The sequence below is a fragment of the Acidovorax sp. GBBC 1281 genome (assembly GCF_028473645.1).
Classification (GTDB): Bacteria; Pseudomonadota; Gammaproteobacteria; order Burkholderiales; family Burkholderiaceae_C; genus Paracidovorax.
The window spans coordinates 2,249,511-2,268,617 of the sequence record NZ_CP097269.1 but is presented as its reverse complement, the minus strand read 5'-3'; the positions used below and the strand labels follow the sequence as shown (position 1 = coordinate 2,268,617).

The following is a 19,107-nucleotide window of genomic DNA, read 5'->3' as shown; positions in this document are numbered from 1 at the left end:
TCAAAAACGATGCATCAGCCTAGATCAACCCATTAAATTGTCAATATTGATTTATATTTTCAACATCAACCTATTTCTACCCGGGAGCCGTGATGCCCGTCTATCTGTCCGCCCCTGACGCTGCCGCCCGCCTTGGTGTTTCCCGACAGACGCTCTACGCCTATGTGAGCCGGGGCCTGCTGCCAGCCCACGCGGGCGACAGCACCCGCGAAAGCCGATACCTGCAGCACGACGTGGAACGGCTCGCAGGCCAGCGCACGCGGGGCCGCAAGCCGAAGGAGGTGGTTAAGGCGGCGCTGGACTGGGGCCTGCCGGTGCTGGAGTCCTCCATCACATTGATCGAGGATGGGCAGCTTTACTACCGTGGAGAAAACGCCATCCCGCTGGCCGCCGCCTGCACCGTGGAAGATCTCGCAGGCCGACTGTGGCGCTGCCCCACCGAATCGGCTTTCGGCCCCGACACGCCTGCGTTGCCCCGGGCCATGGCGGCCTTGCAACCCTGCCTGGCCGGGCTCCGGCTCGAAGAAACGCTGCTACCGCTCTTTACCGCGGCCAGCGAGGACGCCAGCACCGCTGTGTGGCAGACGTCACCCGAGCGGCTGGCGCAAGGATGCGGTGCATTGGTGCGGCTGCTGGCCGCGTGCCTGCTGGGCACGGCATCCCTAACGGCCCCCATCCATCGACAATGCGCCGCGGCATGGGGGCTGGACCACCACGGGGCGGACCTCGTGCGCCAGGCGCTCGTGCTTTGCGCCGACCACGAACTCAACGCTTCCAGTTTTACCGCCCGGTGTGTGGCCTCCACCGGCGCGAGCCTGCGGGCCGCGGTGATCGGCGGTCTGGCCGCGCTCACGGGTGGCAAGCACGGCGGCACCACCGCACGCGTGGAAGCCCTCTGGGACGAGTTGGACAACGCCGCGCCGGAGCAACGCCTGCGCCAGCGCCTGGCACGGGGAGAGGACCTGCCAGGCTTCGGCCACCACCTCTATCCGCAGGGGGATGTGCGCGCCGAATGCCTGCTGCGCCCACTGCTGCCGCACAACGAACGCTTGCAGCGCTGGATCGCGGAGGCCCAGGCCTTGACGGGCCAACGGCCTTCGATCGATCTTGCGCTGGTCGCCCTTCGACGCCATCTGGCGCTTCCGGAAGGAGCGGCCTTCGGCCTGTTCGCCCTCGGGCGGTCCATCGGCTGGGTGGCCCATGCGCTGGAGCAGCGCGACAGCGGGCAGCTCATCCGGCCGCGCGCTGCGTACAACGGACCGCGGCCCGCTCAGCCCACGGAGAATCGCCGCTCCAACGCGCTGTAGCCCAGGCCCACGCCCTTGTGCACCCGAATCTGCACGGGGATGCGTTCCTTGAGGGCCTCCACGTGGCTGATGATGCCGATGGTCTTTCCGCTGGCGTTGAGGGTGTCGAGCGCATCCAGGGCGGTCTCCAGTGTTTCGCCATCCAGCGTGCCGAATCCCTCGTCGAGAAAGAGCGAGTCGATGCTGGCCTTGTGGCTCACCAGGTCGGAAAGCGCCAGCGCCAAGGCCAGGCTCACCAGAAAGCTCTCGCCGCCTGACAGGGTTCGGGTGTCACGCGCCGCATCGGCCTGCCAGGTGTCGATCACCTCCAGCTCCAGTTCGCCCGCAGAGCGGCGGCCCAGCCGGTAGCGCCCGTGCAGCCGCCCCAGTTGGCGATTCGCCAGATGCACCAGGTGGTCCAGCGTGAGGCCCTGCGCGAACTTCCGGTATTTGGCGCCGTCTGCAGAGCCGATCAGGCCATTGAGGTGCTGCCACAGATCATGGTCGGCCTCCTGGGCCTGTATCTGCGCCAGCAGTGCTTGCAAGCCATCGCGGCGCTGCGCGTCGTCTTGCAGCCGGCTCGCGATGGCGCCCTGCTGCTGCTGCGCCAAGGTGAGCTCGGCCTCCCACTGCGCCATCACCGCGGCCAGATCCTCTGCACTCCGTTCGGTGAGCGGCTGGGATTGCAACTCCGCCAAGGCCGCATCGGCGGCGGTCTGCAGGGCGTTCGCCTCGGCCAGCGCCTGCTGCCGCTGCGCCAGCCGTGCGCGCAGCGCTTCGCGCTCCGGCTCGCCCATGCCTGCCGCGCGAAAAGCGGTTTCATCGGCGAAGGGGCTGCGCGACAGCGCCTGCACCCAATCCTGCTCGGCCCGGACCTGGGCCGCCTGCACCTCGGCATGCCGGCGCTGCAAGGACTCCAGCATGCCTTGCAGCGTGGCCAGCTCGTTCTCTGCCGCACGCCAGAGCGCCTCGGCTTGTTCGACCGCCTGTGCCAAGTCTTCGGACCCGGATTCGGGATCTTCCCGCGGCAAGGCACCGACTTCGGCCCGCGTGCCAGGCGCTCCCACGGCTGCCCAACGCTGGGCGGCCTCCCCCGCCATGTCGGCCACCTGTTTCAATGCCGATTCACTGGCAGTCAATGCCTGAAGGCGCGCCTGCGCCGCCTGCCACGCGCGATGTTCTTGCGCACGTTGTTGCAGCCAGTCTGTCCCATCGCTGGGCAGCGTGTAGCCCAACGTTTGCAATTGGTCCGCCAGCGCCGCTTCGGCCTCGGCGTGCTGGCTCTGCTGCTGTTGGAGGTGCCGCGCCAACTCATCCGCTCGCTCTCGGGCCGCCTGCAGATCCTTGTCCGACAGGGCCCGCTGCTGCAGCGCCCCGCGCTCGGCCTGTTCGGCCTGTTGCCATGCGGACAGCGTCTCATCGAGCCGCGTTCGTGCCTGGACGATCTCCGCCCATTGCTGTTGCGCGGCTTCCAGCGCTACCGCGTGCCGGGCCTGGGCGTCGGCGATGGCCTGGGCGTCCACGGCATCCACCGGCCAGTCACTGGCCGCGCAGCACGCCTGCCACTGCGCCAGCCACTGTGCCAAGGACTGCTCTCCCTCGGCGATCTGCTGCGCCGCCGATCGCTCTGCGCCTGCAGCGCAGCCAGGCGGGAGCGCCGCGCCTGCCCTTGCTCGGTCACCTCGTCGCGCTGTGCGCGCAGCGTCTCCAGTGCGGATTGGGTCGCGGAAACGTCCAGCGCCTCGTAGTCTTCGATAGCGGGATGGGTGGTCGATCCGCACAGCGGACAGGCCTCGCCCGGCTGCAAATGGCTGCGATGCGCCTCCAGGGCCTGAATGCGTTGCTCTTGCGCCAGGAGCTTTTCCTGGTCCTGCACTTGCCGGTGCAGGCTGGCATAGCGATCGCGCAGCGACTGCACGGCCTGCGCCTCGTCCGCCTCCTGCCGCTGCCGCTCCGTCTGGGCCGCCAGCCATTGCGCTTGCCGCGATCGGGCTTGCTGCCATGCGCTCAGGCTCTGGCCCAGGCGCTCCCAGGCATGGCTGCGCTCCAGCAGTTGCAACGGGGCATCGCGCCATGCGGATTCTTCACGCCCCATCGTCAGGCGCTCATGGGCCTGGCGCACTGCCACGGCCGCCTGTTGCGCCTGGTTCAAGGCCGCAGCGGCATGTTGGCAGGCCTGCTCATACCCGGCGCGTTGTGCCTCCAGCGCCTGACACTCACTGCGTTGTTTTTCTTGGCGCGCCCGGGTTTCGGCCATCGCCTGCAACCGGTGCGCACGGGCGCCGAATTGCTCGCGCCATCCGCTCAACCATTCCCCCAGTTGGGCGTGCTGAGGCACCGCGGCCAGTTCTTGGGACAGCGTCTCGCGGGCCTGCACGACATCCTGCCATTCGTTTTCGCGCAACCGGGCCAGGCGCTGGCTTTCGCGTTGCACCTGGCGAAGCGCTCGGGCGCAGCGATCCACTGCCTGACCATGCCGCACCTGCGCGTCATCCCGTTGCCGAACCACGGCCGCCGCATCGTGCCGCGCGGCCTGCCATGCGGCATGGACCGGCTGCAGCCGCGCAGCGGGCTCGCTGGCGGCAAGGCGCAGGCGTTCCTCTGCACCGGCATCCCATTCGGCCTGGGCTTGCTCCCGATGCCGCACCGACTCGTCACGCCGCATCCGGGCACGGTCCTTGTCCGCCAGCCACTGGCGCTCGCGGGCGGCGGCCTCTCGCTGCGCCTGCAGTGCCCGCGCATGCAAGGCAAGGCGGCCAGCTTCATCCACCAGCGTGGCGCGCGTGGCCTCGTCCAGCAACTCCACGCCGCCGGCACGGGCCCGCAGTTGCTCCAGCACCGCGCGCGCGTCCCGCGCACTCTCGAACACCCGCTGCGAAATCTGCCCGTAGATATCGGTCCCCGTCAACTCCTCCAGCAACTCCGCACGCTTGCCAGCGCTGGCTTCGAGGAAGGCCGCAAAGCCGCCCTGCGCGAGCAGCATGGACCGGGTGAAACGCTCGAAATTGAGCCCGGTGAGCACTTCCGTCTGGCGCAGCTTGTCCTGCACCCTGGTGGTCAAGATTTCGCCTTCGCGTTCGCCGCGGACCTGGGCCACCAATTCCACCTGCACTTGCTGCAAGGCCCCGTCGGGCTTGCCGTGTGCCCTGCGCTGGCTCCAAAACGACCGGTAGCGGGCGCCGCGAACTTCAAACTCCACTTCCGCCAGGCATTCCGCGGTGTGCCGGGTCATGACCTCGTTGCCCCCTTGGGACACGCCAGCGATGCGCGGCGTCTGGTGGTAAAGCGCCAGGCAGATCGCATCGAGGATGGTGGTCTTGCCCGCCCCGGTGGGGCCCGTGATGGCGAACAGGCCGTTGCCGGCAAAAGGTGCCGCGGTGAAGTCGATGCGCCATTCGCCTTTGAGCGAATTGAGGTTCTTCAGGCGCAGGCTCAAGATTCTCATGGCGCGGGCCTTTCCTGCAGGTCGGCCAGGACGGTCCGGTACAGCGCCGAAAGCCGCTCCTCCAGTGCCGGTTCGAGCGATTGGGCTGCCAGCCGGCGGGCAAAGACTTCTGCGGGGCCCAGTTCATCGAGGGTTTCTCCCGCAGCGGCATCCAGCGCGGTGGGAATCACATTGCGGGCCCTGCGCACACGCAGGATCTGGATCGGCAGGCCTTCCGCCATCTGGGCCACGCGCACCTGCAGATCGGCAAGGTAGTCGTCATGGGCCACTTCCACCTCGACCCACACCGGCAACGAATCGCTTCCACGGCTGGCGGCTTCGGCAAATGCCGCCGGCAGTTCCGCCAGGCGGCCGCGCACGCTGGCCAACGGCTGAAAGCAGGGGACCTGCAGCGGCGTCACGGACTTCAGGCCCGCCAGGTCGAAATCGACCAGCAGCACCTCCTTGCGCTGGCGTGCCTCGTCGAAGCTCAGCGGTATCGGCGATCCGCTGTAGCGCACATGCTCCAGCCCTCCGACCTTTTGCGGCTGGTGAATGTGGCCCAGCGCGATGTAGTCGGCCGGTGGAAACGCGTTGGTGGGAAAGGCTTCCAGCGTGCCCACATAGATTTCGCGCACCGATTCGCTGGCGTTGGCGCCAACGGTGGTGAGGTGCCCCGTCGCCACGATGGGCAAGCCGCCCAGCGCGGCGCTGCGCTCGACGGCCAGGGCATGCAAGGCCTGGTAATGGGCACGGATGGATGCCTGCAACGCCAATTGCTTATCGACCGCGCTTTGCCCGGGCTGGCTCAGCAGCAGGTCCCGCGGGCGCAAGAACGGCACAGCGCACAGCACCGCTCCCGGCACGCCAGCGCGGGTATGAAGCACCAGCACCTGGTCTTCGGGCTGCTCCGCCATGCCTGGCACCACCCGGGTATTGAGATGCGCGAGCAAGCTGCGGCTTTCGCCGAGCACGGAAACGGAGTCATGATTGCCGCCCAGCACGACGAATTGCGCCCCGGCGTCGCGCAACGCCAGCACGCAGCGGTTGTACAGTTCGCGCGCATAGCTCGGAGGGGCGCCGGTATCGAAGACGTCGCCTGCCACGATCACGGCGTCCACCGCTTGCGCGCGAACCTGCTGCGCCAGCCAGTCGATGAAAGCCAGGTGTTCGGCTTGTCGTGTCTGGCCCATGAAGTGTTGGCCCAGATGCCAGTCGGAGGTATGCAGGAGGCGCAATTCGTGGCTTTTGGAGAAGTTCTGGAGTGGCAATGGTCTCACTTTGGCGGGCCTATGCAATAATCGAAGGCTAATTTCCGCGGAAAGTGCGACGCAATGGGTGCGGCGTGGCTACCGCAGCAGCCCCTGAAAGGACCATGCCATGAAAGAAGGCATTCACCCCAATTACCGCGAAGTGTTGTTCGTGGACCTGTCCAACGGTTTCAAGTTCGTGACCCGCTCCTGCGTGAACACGAAGGAAATGGGCAAGACCGATGACGGACGCGAACTGCCTCTGTTCAAGCTGGACACCTCCAGCGAATCGCATCCCTTCTACACCGGTACGCAAAAGTCCGTGGACAACATGGGCGGCCGCGTGGAGAAGTTCCGCAACCGCTTCGGCAAGACGACCGCAGCGAAGTAATCGGCGGACAACGATGTGTGCAGGCCCTGGCCTGCGGTGCCGCAAGGCAGCCGGCCTGCTACCGCAGGTCGACAACACCGTTTGAAGAAAGGCAGCCCGGCTCGACCGCGCTGCCTTTTTCTTTGTCTTTTTGCCCGTATTCTCGGGCGTCCTTTTCCGCCACCAGAACGAGCCGAGTGATCCACCCCACCCCTGCCATCGTCACCCAAGGCGCAGTCCGCCCGCTGCCGCGCTGGGCGCTCTTGCTGCTGTGCCTGGCGTATGTGGTGCCCGGGTTCGTCATGCGAGACCCCTGGAAGAACGCCGACGTCACCGCGTTCGGCTACATGCTGGAGCTGGCGCACGGCACAACGGCGTGGCTGTCCCCTTCGCTGGCCGGAATGCCCCCCGAAACGGAAGGCCTGCTGCCGTACTGGCTGGGGTCGCTGGCCCTGCAGATCGCTCCCTCCTGGCTCTCCCAGGAAATGGCGGCGCGGCTGCCTTTCATTGCCCTGCTGGCGGCCACCCTCGTGGCCACCTGGTACGGCGTTTACTACCTGGCAAAAAGTCCGGGGGCCCAGCCGGTGGCTTTTGCATTTGGCGGCGAGGCCCTGCCCGCCGACTACGCCCGCGCCATGGCCGACGGCGGTTTGCTGGCCCTGCTGGCGTGCCTGGGACTGGCGCAACTGTCGCACGAGATCACCAGCTATCTCACCCAACTGGCCTGCACCGCCCTGCTGTTCTTTGCGGCATCGGCCCTGCCCTATCGCACCGCAATGCCCACGGCGGCCGCCGCGCTCGGGCTGATCGGACTGGTGTTGAGCGGGGCGCCCACCATGGCCGCCCTGCTCGGCGCGGGCAGCGCCTTGCTGGTGCTGCGCACAGCCGACCACGAACCGCGTTCGAGCCGCACCTGGGCGCTGGCCTTGCTGGGCCTGACGGTGGTGGCCGCCTTGCTGGCCTGGAAGCTGAACCTATGGCGTTGGCGCATCGTGGGCAGCGCAGAGGGCGCGAAGGATTGGCAAAGCCTGCTGCGCCTGCTGACCTGGTTCGCGTGGCCGGCCTGGCCGTTGGCGTTGTGGACCCTGTGGCGCTGGCGCCACCAGATCACCAGCCGCGCCATGCACCGCCATCTGTTGCTGCCTTTGTGGTTCACCGTGGTCACGCTGGGCGCCACCATCACCACCCAGCCCGCCGACCGCGCCTTGCTGCTGGGGCTGCCGGCCCTCGCGGCGTTGGCGGCGTTCGCGCTGCCCACACTGCGCCGCGCCATCGCGTCGCTGATCGACTGGTTCACCCTGCTTTTCTTCAGTGCTTCCGCCATCACGATCTGGGTGATCTGGCTGTCGCTGCAGACGGGCGTGCCGTCCAAACCGGCGGCCAACGTGGCCCGTTTGGCTCCCGCGTTTGTGCCGCACTTTTCGGCCGTCGCTTTCACGCTCGCGCTCATTGCCACCGCTGCCTGGTGTGCGCTGGTGTGGTGGCGCGCCTCGCGCGACCGGGCCGTGATCTGGAAGAGCCTGGTACTGCCAGCCAGCGGCGCCACGCTGGGCTGGCTGCTGCTGATGACGCTCTGGCTGCCACTGCTCGACTATGGTCGCAGCTATCGCCCGCAGATCAACAGCCTGATGGCCGTGCTGGGTCCGCAGCCGGGCTGCATCATCACCCATGGCCTGAGCCGCGCCCAGGTGGCGGCGCTCCAGTACCACGGAGGCCTTTCGCTGCAGCCGACCGACGGCCGCCGGCTGCCGGCCACGTCCGATTGCCAGTGGCTGGTGGCCGACAGTGAAGCCCAGCCACCCGGCGGCGATATCGCCTCGCCGCCAGAGTGGTCGCGAGTGACGCAGCTCCCCCGGCCCACCGACAAGAACGACCAACTGTTGGTGCTGCGGCGCGCGGCCACGCTGCGGTAATGTCCGAACGCGCCACCATCGCGCGGCATGCCGGCACGGTGCTGGCCGGGCAGCTGGCGGTCATGGCGTTCGGCGTCACGGACACCATCGTGGCCGGCCGGCATTCCGCCGCCGCCCTGGCGGCCCTGTCGATCGGGTCGGCGATCTACGTCAGCATCTATGTGGCGCTCATGGGCGCGCTGCAGGCCCTCCTGCCGGTCTGGGCCGAGCAGCGCGGAGCGGGAGAACGGGAAGGCATCGGCCGAACGGTGCGGCAGGCGCTGTACCTGTGCGCCATCGCCTGCGCGATGGGCATCGTGGTGCTGGTGTCGCCCGGCGCCATCCTGCGGTGGACCCAGGTACCCGAAGAGCTGCGCGCCGTGGTGGGCCGCTACCTGGGCGTGCTGGCACTGGCACTCCCCCCGGCCCTTCTGTTCCGGATCTACAGCACACTCAACCAGGCGCTGGGGCGCCCCCAGCTGGTCACCTGGCTGCAGGTGGGCTCGCTGCTGGTCAAGATTCCCTTGTCGATCTGGTTCACCTTCGGCGGTGCCGGGCTTGCAGCGCAGGGCGCGGTGGGCTGCGCCTGGGCCACCCTGGTGGTCAACTACGCGTTGCTCGGTGTGGCGGCCTGGCTGCTGAACACCCAGCCGCTGTACACGCCGCTCGCCCTGTGGCGGCGGCTGGAAAAGCCGGACTGGGCGCAGATCGGCCGCTTCGCCCAATTGGGCGTCCCGGCGGGGCTGGCCATTCTGGTGGAGGTGACGTCATTCACGTTGATGGCGCTCTTCATCGCCCGGCAAGGCAACATCGCGGCAGCAGCGCACCAGATCGCCTCCAACCTCACCGCCGTGCTGTACATGGTGCCGTTGTCGTTGTCCATTGCCACCAGCGCACGGGTGAGCTTCTGGCGCGGGTCGGGCGACGAATCCCGCGCCCGTGCGGCAGCCTGGATGGGTTTTCGCCTCTCTGCCGGGATAAGTATTGCCTTGGCAGCTATGCTTTTCATAGCAAAAGGGCATATCGCACCGTTCTACACGTCTTCGGCCCAAGTCGCCTGGCTCACAGCCTCGCTGCTGGTCTGGGTATCGATCTATCACGTCGCCGATGCGCTGCAAACGGTCTGCGTTTTCATCCTTCGCTGCTACCGCATCACGTTTGCGCCGCTGGTCGTCTATTGCGTGCTGCTGTGGGGCGGCGGACTGACCGGTGGTTACCTGCTGGCCTACGAAGGTGCCCTGGGATGGGAGGCCCTTCGATCACCGTCGGCATTCTGGGGGGCCAGTGCCGCGGCCCTCATCACGACCGCCATGGTGTTCGTCACGATGCTGGCCAGGGCGCTCAGGCCTGGGCAACCGCTCCCGCCTCCAGCACAGTGACCGGGCGACGGCTCTGCACCCGGCCCGCAGGAAAGGTGACGGAAAAAACCGAGCCCTTCCCCACCGTGCTCGAAATGTCGAGCGATGCCGAATGGCGCTGCAGGACATGCTTGACGATGGCCAACCCCAGGCCCGTGCCCCCGGTCTCGCGCGAGCGGCTGCGGTCCACGCGGTAAAAACGCTCCGTCAAACGGGGCAGATGCACCGCCTCGATCCCCGGGCCGGTGTCGCGCACCGTAAAGCGTGCGCTGCCATCTTCCAGCGTCAGCCATTCGACGGTGATGGACCCGCCGGCAGGGGTGTACCGGACCGCGTTGCCGATGAGGTTGGACAAAGCGCTCTGCAACTCGGCCGGCACCCCACCCAGCTGGCCTGCCGCACGCATGGTTTCCAGCGAAGGGAACTGGATCGTGTGCGGCCGGGGCTGGTTCTGGGTGAGCAAGGCGGACAGGCCGCGGGCCTCGTCCTCACAGCGACGCAGCAGCACCTCCACCGGTGTCCATTCGGTGATGCCGGGCAACGGGCTCCCTTCCAGCCGCGACAAGGTCAGCAGGTCCTGCACCACGCTTTGCATGCGTGCCGCCTGCTGCGACATCATGCCCAGGTAGCGTGAACGCTCTTCGGTGGAGAGCGGCAGCGTTTGCAGCGTCTCGACAAAGCCCGTCAACACGGTGAGGGGGGTTCGGATCTCATGCGACACGTTGGCGACGAAATCCCGGCGCATGGCTTCCGCCTGCTCGAGCGCCGTCACGTCGCGCGACAGCAGCAGCTTGCGTCCGTCGCCGTAGGGGTGGAGGTGCACCGAAATGCGCACCGGCCGGGAGGCTGTGCTGTCGCGGCCTTGCAGCACGACATCGTGTGAAAAATCCTGGCTGGAATAGTAGGCGCTGAAGTCCGGATCGCGCACCAGGTTGCCGATGGATTGCATGACGTCGCGCTGCGCGTCGAACCCGAACTGGCTGGCGGCGATGTGATTGCACCATTCGATGCGCCCATCCCCGTCGAGCAGCACCACGCCGTTGGGCGTGGCCTGGAGCGCCGCCAGAATCTCCTGCAGCCGTGCGTCGCTCGCGGCCACCTCCGCCTGGCTTTGGCGCAACAGCCGCCGCGCGCGGTCGGCCGCCTCGCCCCACAGGCCGCGCAGGCTGGGCGCTCTGGCCAGATCACCTTCCCGCAGCCATGCCACGACGCGCGCGCCGCGCAGCAAGTCCCAGATGAACCACACCCAGGCCGCCAATGCCGCCGCCAGCATCGCACCCCACGGTCCGCCCTGCCACCATCCCACAGCCAGACCCGCCAACTGAAAGGAGAAAAAGAAGAAAAAGCGCCAGGCCATGTCGTGCAGTACGGGTCAGAAAGCGCGGCGCATCCCGCGCCGCAAAGCGAACGTCAAGCCCGCATCAATGCCGGCGGCTGCGCGGTGAGTCGATACCCCGCGCCACGCACCGTTTCCACCATGGCGCCGGCCACGCCCAGGGCCTCCCGCAGGCGCTTGACATGCACATCGACGGTACGCTCTTCGATGAAGACATGGTCGCCCCACACCTTGTCCAGCAACTGCGCACGGCTGTGCACGCGCTCGGGGTGCTTCATCAGGTAGTGCAGCAGCTTGAACTCGGTCGGGCCGATCTTGAGTTGCTGCCCCTGGAAGGTCACGCGGTAGGTGGCGGCGTCCAGCGTCAACTCGCCGATGGTCACGCTGTCGCTGACCTGTTCGGGCGCACGGCGGCGCAGCACGGCGCGGATACGCGCCAGCAGCTCCTGGGTGGAAAACGGCTTGGTGATGTAGTCGTCGGCACCGGCATCCAGGCCGGCGACCTTGTCCGGCTCATCGCCGCGGGCCGTCAGCATGAGGATGGGGATGGGCTTGGTGCGCGCATCGGCACGCCACTTGCGGGCGAGCGTGAGGCCGCTTTGGCCGGGAAGCATCCAGTCCAGCAGGATCACGTCGGGCAGCACAGCATCCAGCTCGCGCTGGGCGGATTCGCCGTCTTCCGACCAAATGGGCTGAAAGCCGTTGTGCCGCAGGTTGACCGCAATCAGTTCGGCGATCGCGGGTTCGTCCTCGACGATGAGTACACGGGGAAGTCTCTTCATGGCTATGCACCGCCTTTCAAAGCACGGCGGACTCGATCTGGTCCAGTGCAGTATGGCGCACGTCCTTGCCTTTGACGAGGTAGATGATCAGTTCGGCAACGTTCTTGGAATGGTCACCGATGCGTTCGATCGCCTTGGCGAGGAAGAGCAGGTCCAGACTGGCCGAAATGGTGCGCGGGTCTTCCATCATGTACGTGATGAGCTTACGCACGAAACCATCGAACTCCTTGTCGATGAGGTCGTCCTCCTTGAGGATCGCCACCGCCGCCTTGGTGTCCAGGCGAGCAAAGGCATCCAGCGTCTTGCGCAGCAGGCCAGAGGCCAGATCCGCCGCCACCCGCAGATCGCTGGTGGGCAGCAGCCGGGCAGAGCCGCTTTCGATGATGGACTTCACCATGCGGGCCATCTTGTTGGCCTCGTCGCCCATGCGCTCGAGATTGGCGGTGGCCTTGGAGAACGCGATCAGCAGGCGCAGGTCACGCGCGGTCGGCTGGCGGCGCGCGATGATGGACGACAGCTCGTGATCGATCTCCACTTCCATCGCGTTCACGCGGTGCTCGGTGGCAGCCACCTGGTCGGCGGCTTCCACGCTGAACTGCGAAAGTGCGTAGATGGCCTGGCGGATCTGCGATTCCACCAACCCGCCCAGTTCCATGACGCGGGCGGAAATGCTGTTGAGTTCGCTGTCGAACTGCGAAGAAAGGTGCTTGTCGGGCATGTTGTTGCTCCTCAGCCGAACCGGCCGGTGATGTAGTCCTCGGTTTCCTTGCGCTGCGGCTTGAAGAACATCTGTTCGGTTTCGCCGAACTCCATCAAGTCGCCGAGGTACATGTAGGCCGTGTAGTCGCTGCAGCGCGCAGCTTGTTGCATGTTGTGCGTCACGATCACCACGGTGTAATCGTTCTTGAGTTCTGCAATCAGCTCTTCCACCTTGGCGGTGGAAATGGGGTCCAGTGCCGAGCATGGCTCGTCCAGCAGCAGCACTTCGGGCTTGATGGCGATGCCACGGGCGATGCACAGCCGCTGCTGCTGCCCGCCGGACAGGCCGGAGCCGCTCTGGTGCAGCTTGTCCTTCACTTCATTCCACAGGGCCGCCTTGCGCAGCGCCCACTCCACCCGGTCGTCCATGTCGGTGGCGTTCAGGCTCTCGAAGAGCTTCACGCCAAACGCGATGTTGTCGTAGATCGACATGGGAAACGGCGTGGGCTTCTGGAACACCATGCCGACCTTGGCACGGATCAGCGCCACGTCCTGCTTGCTGGTGAGCAGGTTCTCACCGTCCAGCACGATCTGGCCTTCGGCGCGCTGCTCGGGATACAGCTCGAACATGCGGTTGAAGGTGCGCAGCAAGGTGGACTTGCCGCAGCCCGACGGACCGATGAAGGCAGTGACCTTCTTTTCCGGAATATCGAGGTTGATGCCCTTGAGGGCGTGGAACTTGCCGTAGTAGAAATTCAGGTCGCGGACCGTGATCTTCGGCGTCTCGGACACAGCGGGCGTTGGGGAGGGCATGGTGTCTTCCTTGTATTGCTTACTTCTGGCGCGTGAGCACGCGGGCCAGGATATTGAGGCCGAGGACGGCGACGGTGATCAGGAACACCCCTGCCCAGGCGAGCTGCTGCCAGTTCTCGTAAGGGCTCATGGCGAACTTGAAGATGGTGACCGGCAGGCTGGCCATGGGCTTGCCCAGGTCGGCATTCCAGAACTGGTTGTTGAGCGCCGTGAACAGCAGCGGTGCGGTCTCCCCAGCGATGCGGGCCACTGCCAGCAGCACACCGGTGATCACGCCGGCCCGGGCAGCCCGCAGCGTCACCATGGTGATCACCTTCCACTTCGGCGTTCCAAGCGCATAGGCCGCTTCGCGCAGGCTGGCAGGCACCAGCACCAGCATGTTCTCGGTGGTGCGGATGACCACCGGAATCACGATGAGCGCCAGCGCCAGGATACCGGCATAGGCGGAAAAGCTCTTGAACCGTGCCACGACCACCGCGTACACGAACAGGCCGATGACGATGCTGGGCGCCGAGAGCAGGATGTCGTTCACGAAGCGGGTCGTGGAGGCCAGCCAGCCGCGCGTGTCGTATTCGGCCAGGTACACACCGGCCATGATGCCGATGGGGGTGCCGACGAACGTGGCGAGCGACACCATCACGAGCGAGCCGAAAATGGCGTTGGAGATGCCGCCGACCTCGTTGGGAGGGGGCGTCATCTGGGTGAAGAGCGCCAGGCTGAGCCCGCCGATGCCCAGGCGGATGGTCTCCCAGAGAATCCACACCAGCCAGAACACCCCGAACACCATGGCGGCGAGCGAGAGCGTCAGGGCGATGTTGTTCACACGCTTGCGGCTGTCATAGCGGCGCTGGCGCACCTGCGCCATTTCAGCGGCCGTGATGAGGGTTTGCGACGTGCTCATGCGCGGGTTCCTTCGTTCTTTTGCAGTCGGGACAGCAGCACCTTGGACAAGGCCAATACCACGAAGGTGATGAAGAACAGCACCAGGCCTAGGTAGATGAGCGAGGCCTGATGCAGGCCTTCACCGGCCTCGGCGAACTCGTTGGCCAGCGCGGAGGTGATGCTGTTGGCGGCTTCGAAGACCGACAGCGAATTGAGTTGGTTCATGTTGCCGATCACGAAGGTCACGGCCATGGTCTCGCCCAGCGCGCGGCCGAGGCCCAGCATCACCCCTCCCAGAACACCCGTCTTGGTATAGGGCAGCACGACTTTCCAGACCACCTCCCAGGTGGTGGAGCCCAGCCCGTAGGCTGACTCCTTGAGCAGCGCGGGGGTGACTTCAAAAACATCCCGCATCACCGCAGCGATGAACGGAATGATCATGATGGCGAGGATGATCCCGGCCGAAAGGATGCCGATGCCGACCGGGGGGCCGGACACCAGGGCGCCCAGATAAGGAATACCGCTGAACAGCGACTGCAGCGGCTGCTGGACCCAGGTGGCCAGAATGGGGCCGAACACCATCAGGCCCCACATGCCATACACGATGGAGGGAACCGCCGCCAGCAACTCGATGGCCGTGCCCAAGGGACGCTTGAGCCAGGCGGGCGAGAGTTCCGTCAGGAACAGCGCAATGCCGAAGCTCACGGGAACGGCGATGAGCAACGCGATGAACGATGTGGCGAGCGTGCCATAGATCATCACCAGGCCGCCGTAGTCGTTCTGCACGGGGTCCCACACGCTGCGCGTGAGGAAGGTCAGGCCGTACTTCTCGATCGAAGGCCAGGCACCGACCACGAGCGACAACAAAATACCCACGAGAAGCGCCAGCGTGAGCAGGGCCGCACCGCGGGCGAGAAAGCCGAAAACTCGATCGGCCATCACGCCCGACAGGAGCGGCGACCGCGGAGGCGGCGTGGTACGGGGAGCCTCGGCGCGAACCGGCATCGAGGACGACTGACGTACTGGCATGGTGCTGGACACTGCTGTGCCTTCCATAAGAAAAAACGAACTGGTGGCCCGCGTCGGCGGGCCACCATGGGATCACTTCAGCGAAACGGCTTTGCCGGAAGTGTCCTTGATGTCACCCCACGACTTGATGATGACGTTTTTCACGGAATCGGGCATGGGCACGTAGTCCAGGTCCGCCGCCGTCTTGTCACCCGACTTGTAGGCCCACTCGAAGAACTTGAGCGAGGTGGTTGCCTGCGTGGGCTTGTCCTGCGTCTTGTGCATCAGGATGAAGGTGGCACCCGTGATTGGCCATGCATCCTTGCCTGGCTGGTTGGTGAGGATCTGATAGAAGCTCTTGGCCCAGTCGGCACCGGCAGCGGCGGCCTTGAAGGCGCTGTCTTCCGGCGACACGAAAGCGCCGTCCGCATTCTGCAGCTGCACGTAGTTCAGCTTGTTCTGCTTCACATAGGCGTATTCCACATAGCCGATGGAGTTCGGCAGACGACCCACGAAAGCGGCAACGCCTTCGTTGCCCTTGCCGCCGGCGCCGGTGGGCCAGTTCACGGCGGTGCCCTCACCCACCTTGGACTTCCATTCGGCATTCACCTTGGACAGGTAGTTCGTGAAAATGAAGCTGGTGCCCGAGCCGTCCGCACGGCGAACGGGAGCAATGGCGGCGTCCGGAAGGTTCACGCCGGGGTTCAGCGCCTTGATGGCCGCATCGTTCCAGTTCGTGACCTTGCCCAGGTAGATATCGCCCAGCACTTGCCCGCTCAGCTTGATCTGGCCGGGCGAGATGCCCTTGATGTTCACCACGGGAACCACGCCACCGATCACGGTGGGGAACTGCAGCAGGCCCTTCTTGGCCAGTTCGTCATCCTTGAGGGGAGCGTCGGACGCACCGAAGTCCACCGTCTTGGCTTCGATCTGGCGCAGACCGGCACCCGAGCCCACCGACTGGTAGTTGATCTTGACGCCGGTGGCCTTGTTGTAGTCGGCAGCCCACTTGGAATACAGCGGTGCGGGGAAACTCGCGCCAGCACCCGTGGCTTCCTGCTGGGCCCAAGCGCTGGAAAAAGCGCCGGCCGCGACCACACCAGACACCAGAATCCGAATCACAGACAGTTTCATGTAGGAACCTCTTGGTTGAAAGAATCAGTGAGGCGACTCTAGAAGCGCTTTATGACACCATCGTGACACCCCCTGCACGCTGTCATTCACGACTTTCAGAGGGGCGGCCGTCCGTACTTGTCACGCAATCGTCATCATTGCTGCGTAGCCTCCGGCGCACCGACCCCGTCGGCAACCCTTCGGAGAACCAACATGTACCGCCGCTACGTCTTTCCTTTTCTGCTTGCTGCCCTGACTGCCGCGACGCTGAGCGCTTGTGCCACGGGCCCCAGCGCCTCCAGCCCCATTCCCGCCACACTGGCGGCAACCCCCTCCATCAGCACATTCCGCACGCTGGCCACGCAAGCCGGTCTGGCGGATACGCTGGCTGCCAACGGCCCTTACACGGTCTTCGCCCCTTCCGATGAAGCATTCAAGGCTGTGCCAGCCAAGACGATGGCAGAACTCCAGGCCGATAAATCCAAGCTCCAGGCCGTCTTGAACTACCACATCGTTCCCAAGCGACTGACTGCGGCCGACATCCAGCCTGGCTCGGCGAAAACCCTGCAAGGCAGCGAAATCACCTTTTCGCGCGCCGGCACCTTCGTGACCGTGGAAGATGCGATGGTCGTTCAAGCCGACATTTCCGCCAGCAATGGGGTGGTGCACGTGGTCGACCGCGTGCTGATGCCACCGGCCAAAAAGTAACTGAATCGATATTGCAGGAGGGGCGGCATCCCCCGCCCTTCCTGGCACAGCTCCGATGCGTCATCGACTGGAGAGGCAGGTGCTATGCTGCCCCGCCTGAAAACCAGCGCGCCTTGCGCAACAACATGCACGACGGAACACTGCTTGCCGCTGTGGATCTCGGATCCAACAGCTTTCGCCTGGAAATCGGGCGTTTCGAACACGGCCATATCCAGCGTGTGGAATACCTCAAGGAAACGGTTCGTCAGGGCAATGGCCTGGATGAAGACCGCAACCTGACCCCCGAGGCCATGCAGCGTGGTTGGGACTGCCTTGCCCGCTTTGCCGAACGCCTGACCGCCTTCGAACCCCATCACGTCCGTGCCGTCGCCACGCAGACCCTGCGCGAAGCGCGCAATCGCGAGGTGTTTCTCCAACGCGGCAGCGACATCCTGGGTCACCGGATCGAAGTGGTCTCGGGCCCCGAAGAAGCCCGCCTGATCTATCAAGGGGTTGCGCGGCTGCTTCCACAGTCCGACGAGCGTCGGCTGGTCGTGGACATTGGCGGAAGATCCACCGAACTGATCCTGGGACAGCAATTTTCGGCGCGTGCCGTCGCGTCCTATCGGGTGGGCAGCGTGGCCTGGTCCAGCCGGTATTTTCCAGAAGGCATCTTCACGCCCCAGGCATTCCGAACGGCCGAGATCGCGGCCCAGGCCGTGTTGGACGAGGCACTCAACGTCTACCGGCCAGACACCTGGGACGTGGCTTACGGGTCCTCCGGCACGGTCGGGGCAGTGGGGGATGTACTGGCCGCAGCAAGCCATCCCAGTGGACTCGTCACGCGTCAAGGGCTGGATTGGCTGCAGGAGCAGTTGCTGCGTGTCCGATCGGCAGACCGCCTGCGCATGGAGGGGCTCAAGGAAGAACGCCGCAGCGTGATCGGCGGCGGACTCAGCGTGCTGCGTGCCATTTTCGAGTTGTTGCAGATCGATCAGATGCAGGTGGCTCAAGGGGCATTGCGCCAAGGGGCCCTGTACGATCTGCTCGACCGTGAACTGCCGGAAACGGACTTGCGCTCTTCCACGGTGCGGGGATTGATGCACCGGTTCGCGGTGGACATCGAGCACGCGGAGCGGGTCGCAAAGACGGCCTGTTCGTTGTTCACACAGGCGTGCCGCAAAAACTGCGAACGCGCCGAGCGAAAACTGGCGTGGGCCGCGCAGTTGCACGAAGTGGGCTGCCGCATTTCGCACAGCGAGTACCACCACCATGGCGCGTACATCCTGGACCATACCGATGCTGCCGGCTTTGCGGTATGGGAACTGCACCGGCTGGGCCTGCTGGTGAAAGGCCATCGGGGGAAGGTCCGCAAGCTCGAAGCCGACCTTGACGATCCCGACCTGGCGCTGCAGCTGGTCTCCCTGCGGATCGCCGTGGCGCTGTGCCACGCCCGCCGCACGCCCGACATGCAAGGGTTGTCGCTTTCCCAGCAAGGCAATCGATTCGCTTTGTCCACACGCCCCGGATGGTCGGCCGCGTATCCGCAGTCCGCTCATCTTCTCCGCGAAGAGAGCACGGCATGGATCAAAACGCCTTGGGAGTTCGCAGCAGAGCTGCAGTGATGGACCAATCGTCGGATGAAACGGTATAAACTGTATATACCGTTTTTTCATTAGACTCATATGCCCAATACGTCAGACGTCTCCACCATTTCTGTCTCGAACACCGCAGCAACCCCTGCTCCCGCAGCGAGTGCCGCCCCTTCGGCCAAGCCCGCCGCACGCAGCAAGGCCGCTGCTCCTAAGAAAGCCCCGGCCCGCAAGGCAGCGGCCAAGCCCGCTGTGGCCAGCCCGGCCCGCGACACCAAGGCCAAGAAGCCCAAGCTCGTGCGTGACAGCTTCACCATTCCCAAAGACGAGTACGCCGCCATCGAAGCATTGAAGCTGCGCACCGGGCAATTGGGCACAACAGCCAAGAAGAGCGAATTGCTGCGTGCGGGCCTCAAGCTGCTCTCGGCGTTGGGTGACGATGCATTGGCGAAGGCACTGCAGGCTGTTCCGTCCATCAAGACCGGCCGGCCTAAGGCGCAAACGCCTGCGCAACCTGCGCCCGTCGCAAAGAAGGCTGCCAAGCCGGCGAAAACGGCGCGCAAGTAAGCCAAGGGCATCGAGCGCCGGTTGGCCCTGGCGCTTATGTTGGTGCTG

Annotated in this window: 17 protein-coding genes; 7 read left to right on the top strand and 10 right to left on the bottom strand. The window is 65.5% G+C overall.

Going from position 1 to position 19,107, the window contains the following annotated elements; translation table 11 throughout:
• Positions 1-92: 92 nt before the first annotated feature.
• A complete protein-coding gene (locus M5C96_RS10375) occupies positions 93-1,307 on the top strand; it encodes a citrate synthase family protein (RefSeq protein WP_272568976.1) in 1,215 nt (404 codons plus the stop codon).
• On the opposite strand, the gene M5C96_RS10370 is transcribed toward M5C96_RS10375, so the two are convergent.
• Genes M5C96_RS10370 through sbcD form a run of 3 tightly spaced genes read right to left on the bottom strand, consistent with a single transcriptional unit; the run spans position 1,271 to position 5,948 of the window.
• Positions 1,271-2,872: an SbcC/MukB-like Walker B domain-containing protein gene (locus M5C96_RS10370; protein ID WP_272568974.1), complete on the bottom strand. Its 1,602-nt coding sequence runs from the start codon at positions 2,870-2,872 to the stop codon at positions 1,271-1,273. The genes M5C96_RS10375 and M5C96_RS10370 overlap by 37 nt on opposite strands.
• Positions 2,764-4,731 carry an AAA family ATPase gene (locus M5C96_RS10365; RefSeq protein WP_272568972.1) on the bottom strand — a complete coding sequence of 656 codons (1,968 nt, stop codon included), beginning with the start codon at positions 4,729-4,731 and terminating at the stop codon, positions 2,764-2,766. The genes M5C96_RS10370 and M5C96_RS10365 overlap by 109 nt, the downstream gene beginning before the upstream one ends.
• Positions 4,728-5,948, bottom strand: a complete 1,221-nt coding sequence (gene sbcD, locus M5C96_RS10360) for an exonuclease subunit SbcD (protein WP_272568970.1) — start codon at positions 5,946-5,948, stop codon at positions 4,728-4,730. The genes M5C96_RS10365 and sbcD overlap by 4 nt, the downstream gene beginning before the upstream one ends.
• A 142-nt stretch (positions 5,949-6,090) precedes the next feature.
• Between sbcD and M5C96_RS10355 the strand changes: the two genes are divergently transcribed.
• The 3 genes from M5C96_RS10355 to M5C96_RS10345 all read left to right on the top strand — a co-directional run bounded on the left by M5C96_RS10355 (position 6,091) and on the right by M5C96_RS10345 (position 9,601).
• The gene (locus tag M5C96_RS10355) at positions 6,091-6,351 is read left to right on the top strand and encodes a type B 50S ribosomal protein L31 (RefSeq protein WP_272568968.1); all 261 of its coding nucleotides are present in this window, start codon (positions 6,091-6,093) and stop codon (positions 6,349-6,351) included.
• 176 nt (positions 6,352-6,527) lie between these two features.
• Positions 6,528-8,243 (top strand): hypothetical protein, encoded by a 1,716-nt coding sequence (locus M5C96_RS10350; RefSeq protein ID WP_272568967.1) that lies wholly within the window; start codon positions 6,528-6,530, stop codon positions 8,241-8,243.
• Entirely contained in the window at positions 8,243-9,601 is a 1,359-nt protein-coding gene (locus tag M5C96_RS10345) for an MATE family efflux transporter (RefSeq protein WP_272568965.1), read from the top strand. The genes M5C96_RS10350 and M5C96_RS10345 overlap by 1 nt, the downstream gene beginning before the upstream one ends.
• Here M5C96_RS10345 and phoR read toward each other — a convergent pair.
• The 7 genes from phoR to pstS all read right to left on the bottom strand — a co-directional run bounded on the left by phoR (position 9,564) and on the right by pstS (position 16,234).
• Entirely contained in the window at positions 9,564-10,937 is a 1,374-nt protein-coding gene (gene phoR, locus M5C96_RS10340) for a phosphate regulon sensor histidine kinase PhoR (RefSeq protein ID WP_272568963.1), read from the bottom strand. The genes M5C96_RS10345 and phoR overlap by 38 nt on opposite strands.
• A gap of 53 nt (positions 10,938-10,990) precedes the next feature.
• Positions 10,991-11,698, bottom strand: coding sequence for a phosphate regulon transcriptional regulator PhoB (gene phoB, locus M5C96_RS10335; RefSeq protein WP_272568962.1), 708 nt, complete (start codon positions 11,696-11,698; stop codon positions 10,991-10,993).
• Positions 11,699-11,714: 16 nt separating this feature from the next.
• Positions 11,715-12,416 carry a phosphate signaling complex protein PhoU gene (phoU, locus tag M5C96_RS10330; RefSeq protein WP_272547863.1) on the bottom strand — a complete coding sequence of 234 codons (702 nt, stop codon included), beginning with the start codon at positions 12,414-12,416 and terminating at the stop codon, positions 11,715-11,717.
• 11 nt (positions 12,417-12,427) lie between these two features.
• Positions 12,428-13,210: a phosphate ABC transporter ATP-binding protein PstB gene (gene pstB / locus M5C96_RS10325; protein ID WP_272547864.1), complete on the bottom strand. Its 783-nt coding sequence runs from the start codon at positions 13,208-13,210 to the stop codon at positions 12,428-12,430.
• A gap of 19 nt (positions 13,211-13,229) precedes the next feature.
• A complete protein-coding gene (pstA, locus tag M5C96_RS10320) occupies positions 13,230-14,111 on the bottom strand; it encodes a phosphate ABC transporter permease PstA (RefSeq protein ID WP_272568960.1) in 882 nt (293 codons plus the stop codon).
• Complete coding sequence (gene pstC / locus M5C96_RS10315) at positions 14,108-15,121, bottom strand: phosphate ABC transporter permease PstC (RefSeq protein WP_272569680.1); 1,014 nt, start codon at positions 15,119-15,121, stop codon at positions 14,108-14,110. Before pstC ends, pstA begins: the two co-directional genes overlap by 4 nt.
• Before the next feature lie 72 nt (positions 15,122-15,193).
• Positions 15,194-16,234: a phosphate ABC transporter substrate-binding protein PstS gene (gene pstS / locus M5C96_RS10310; protein ID WP_272568958.1), complete on the bottom strand. Its 1,041-nt coding sequence runs from the start codon at positions 16,232-16,234 to the stop codon at positions 15,194-15,196.
• A 192-nt stretch (positions 16,235-16,426) separates the two neighbouring features.
• Here pstS and M5C96_RS10305 point away from each other — a divergent pair, with 192 nt between their 5' ends.
• From M5C96_RS10305 to M5C96_RS10295, 3 genes are all read left to right on the top strand, one after another.
• Positions 16,427-16,921: a fasciclin domain-containing protein gene (locus M5C96_RS10305; RefSeq protein WP_272568956.1), complete on the top strand. Its 495-nt coding sequence runs from the start codon at positions 16,427-16,429 to the stop codon at positions 16,919-16,921.
• 125 nt (positions 16,922-17,046) lie between these two features.
• Positions 17,047-18,525: a Ppx/GppA phosphatase family protein gene (locus M5C96_RS10300; RefSeq protein WP_272569679.1), complete on the top strand. Its 1,479-nt coding sequence runs from the start codon at positions 17,047-17,049 to the stop codon at positions 18,523-18,525.
• A 60-nt stretch (positions 18,526-18,585) separates the two neighbouring features.
• Positions 18,586-19,059, top strand: coding sequence for a hypothetical protein (locus M5C96_RS10295; protein WP_272568954.1), 474 nt, complete (start codon positions 18,586-18,588; stop codon positions 19,057-19,059).
• Positions 19,060-19,107 lie beyond the last annotated feature (48 nt).

Coding starts and splice junctions, on each gene's coding strand:
- M5C96_RS10375 (WP_272568976.1), top strand. CDS start 93: ATGCCCGTCTATCTGTCCGCCCCTGACGCTGCCGCCCGCCTTGGTGTT.
- M5C96_RS10365 (WP_272568972.1), bottom strand. CDS start 4,731: ATGAGAATCTTGAGCCTGCGCCTGAAGAACCTCAATTCGCTCAAAGGC.
- M5C96_RS10355 (WP_272568968.1), top strand. CDS start 6,091: ATGAAAGAAGGCATTCACCCCAATTACCGCGAAGTGTTGTTCGTGGAC.
- M5C96_RS10345 (WP_272568965.1), top strand. CDS start 8,243: ATGTCCGAACGCGCCACCATCGCGCGGCATGCCGGCACGGTGCTGGCC.
- phoR (WP_272568963.1), bottom strand. CDS start 10,937: ATGGCCTGGCGCTTTTTCTTCTTTTTCTCCTTTCAGTTGGCGGGTCTG.
- phoB (WP_272568962.1), bottom strand. CDS start 11,698: ATGAAGAGACTTCCCCGTGTACTCATCGTCGAGGACGAACCCGCGATC.
- phoU (WP_272547863.1), bottom strand. CDS start 12,416: ATGCCCGACAAGCACCTTTCTTCGCAGTTCGACAGCGAACTCAACAGC.
- pstB (WP_272547864.1), bottom strand. CDS start 13,210: ATGCCCTCCCCAACGCCCGCTGTGTCCGAGACGCCGAAGATCACGGTC.
- pstA (WP_272568960.1), bottom strand. CDS start 14,111: ATGAGCACGTCGCAAACCCTCATCACGGCCGCTGAAATGGCGCAGGTG.
- pstC (WP_272569680.1), bottom strand. CDS start 15,121: ATGCCAGTACGTCAGTCGTCCTCGATGCCGGTTCGCGCCGAGGCTCCC.
- pstS (WP_272568958.1), bottom strand. CDS start 16,234: ATGAAACTGTCTGTGATTCGGATTCTGGTGTCTGGTGTGGTCGCGGCC.
- M5C96_RS10305 (WP_272568956.1), top strand. CDS start 16,427: ATGTACCGCCGCTACGTCTTTCCTTTTCTGCTTGCTGCCCTGACTGCC.
- M5C96_RS10300 (WP_272569679.1), top strand. CDS start 17,047: ATGCACGACGGAACACTGCTTGCCGCTGTGGATCTCGGATCCAACAGC.
- M5C96_RS10295 (WP_272568954.1), top strand. CDS start 18,586: ATGCCCAATACGTCAGACGTCTCCACCATTTCTGTCTCGAACACCGCA.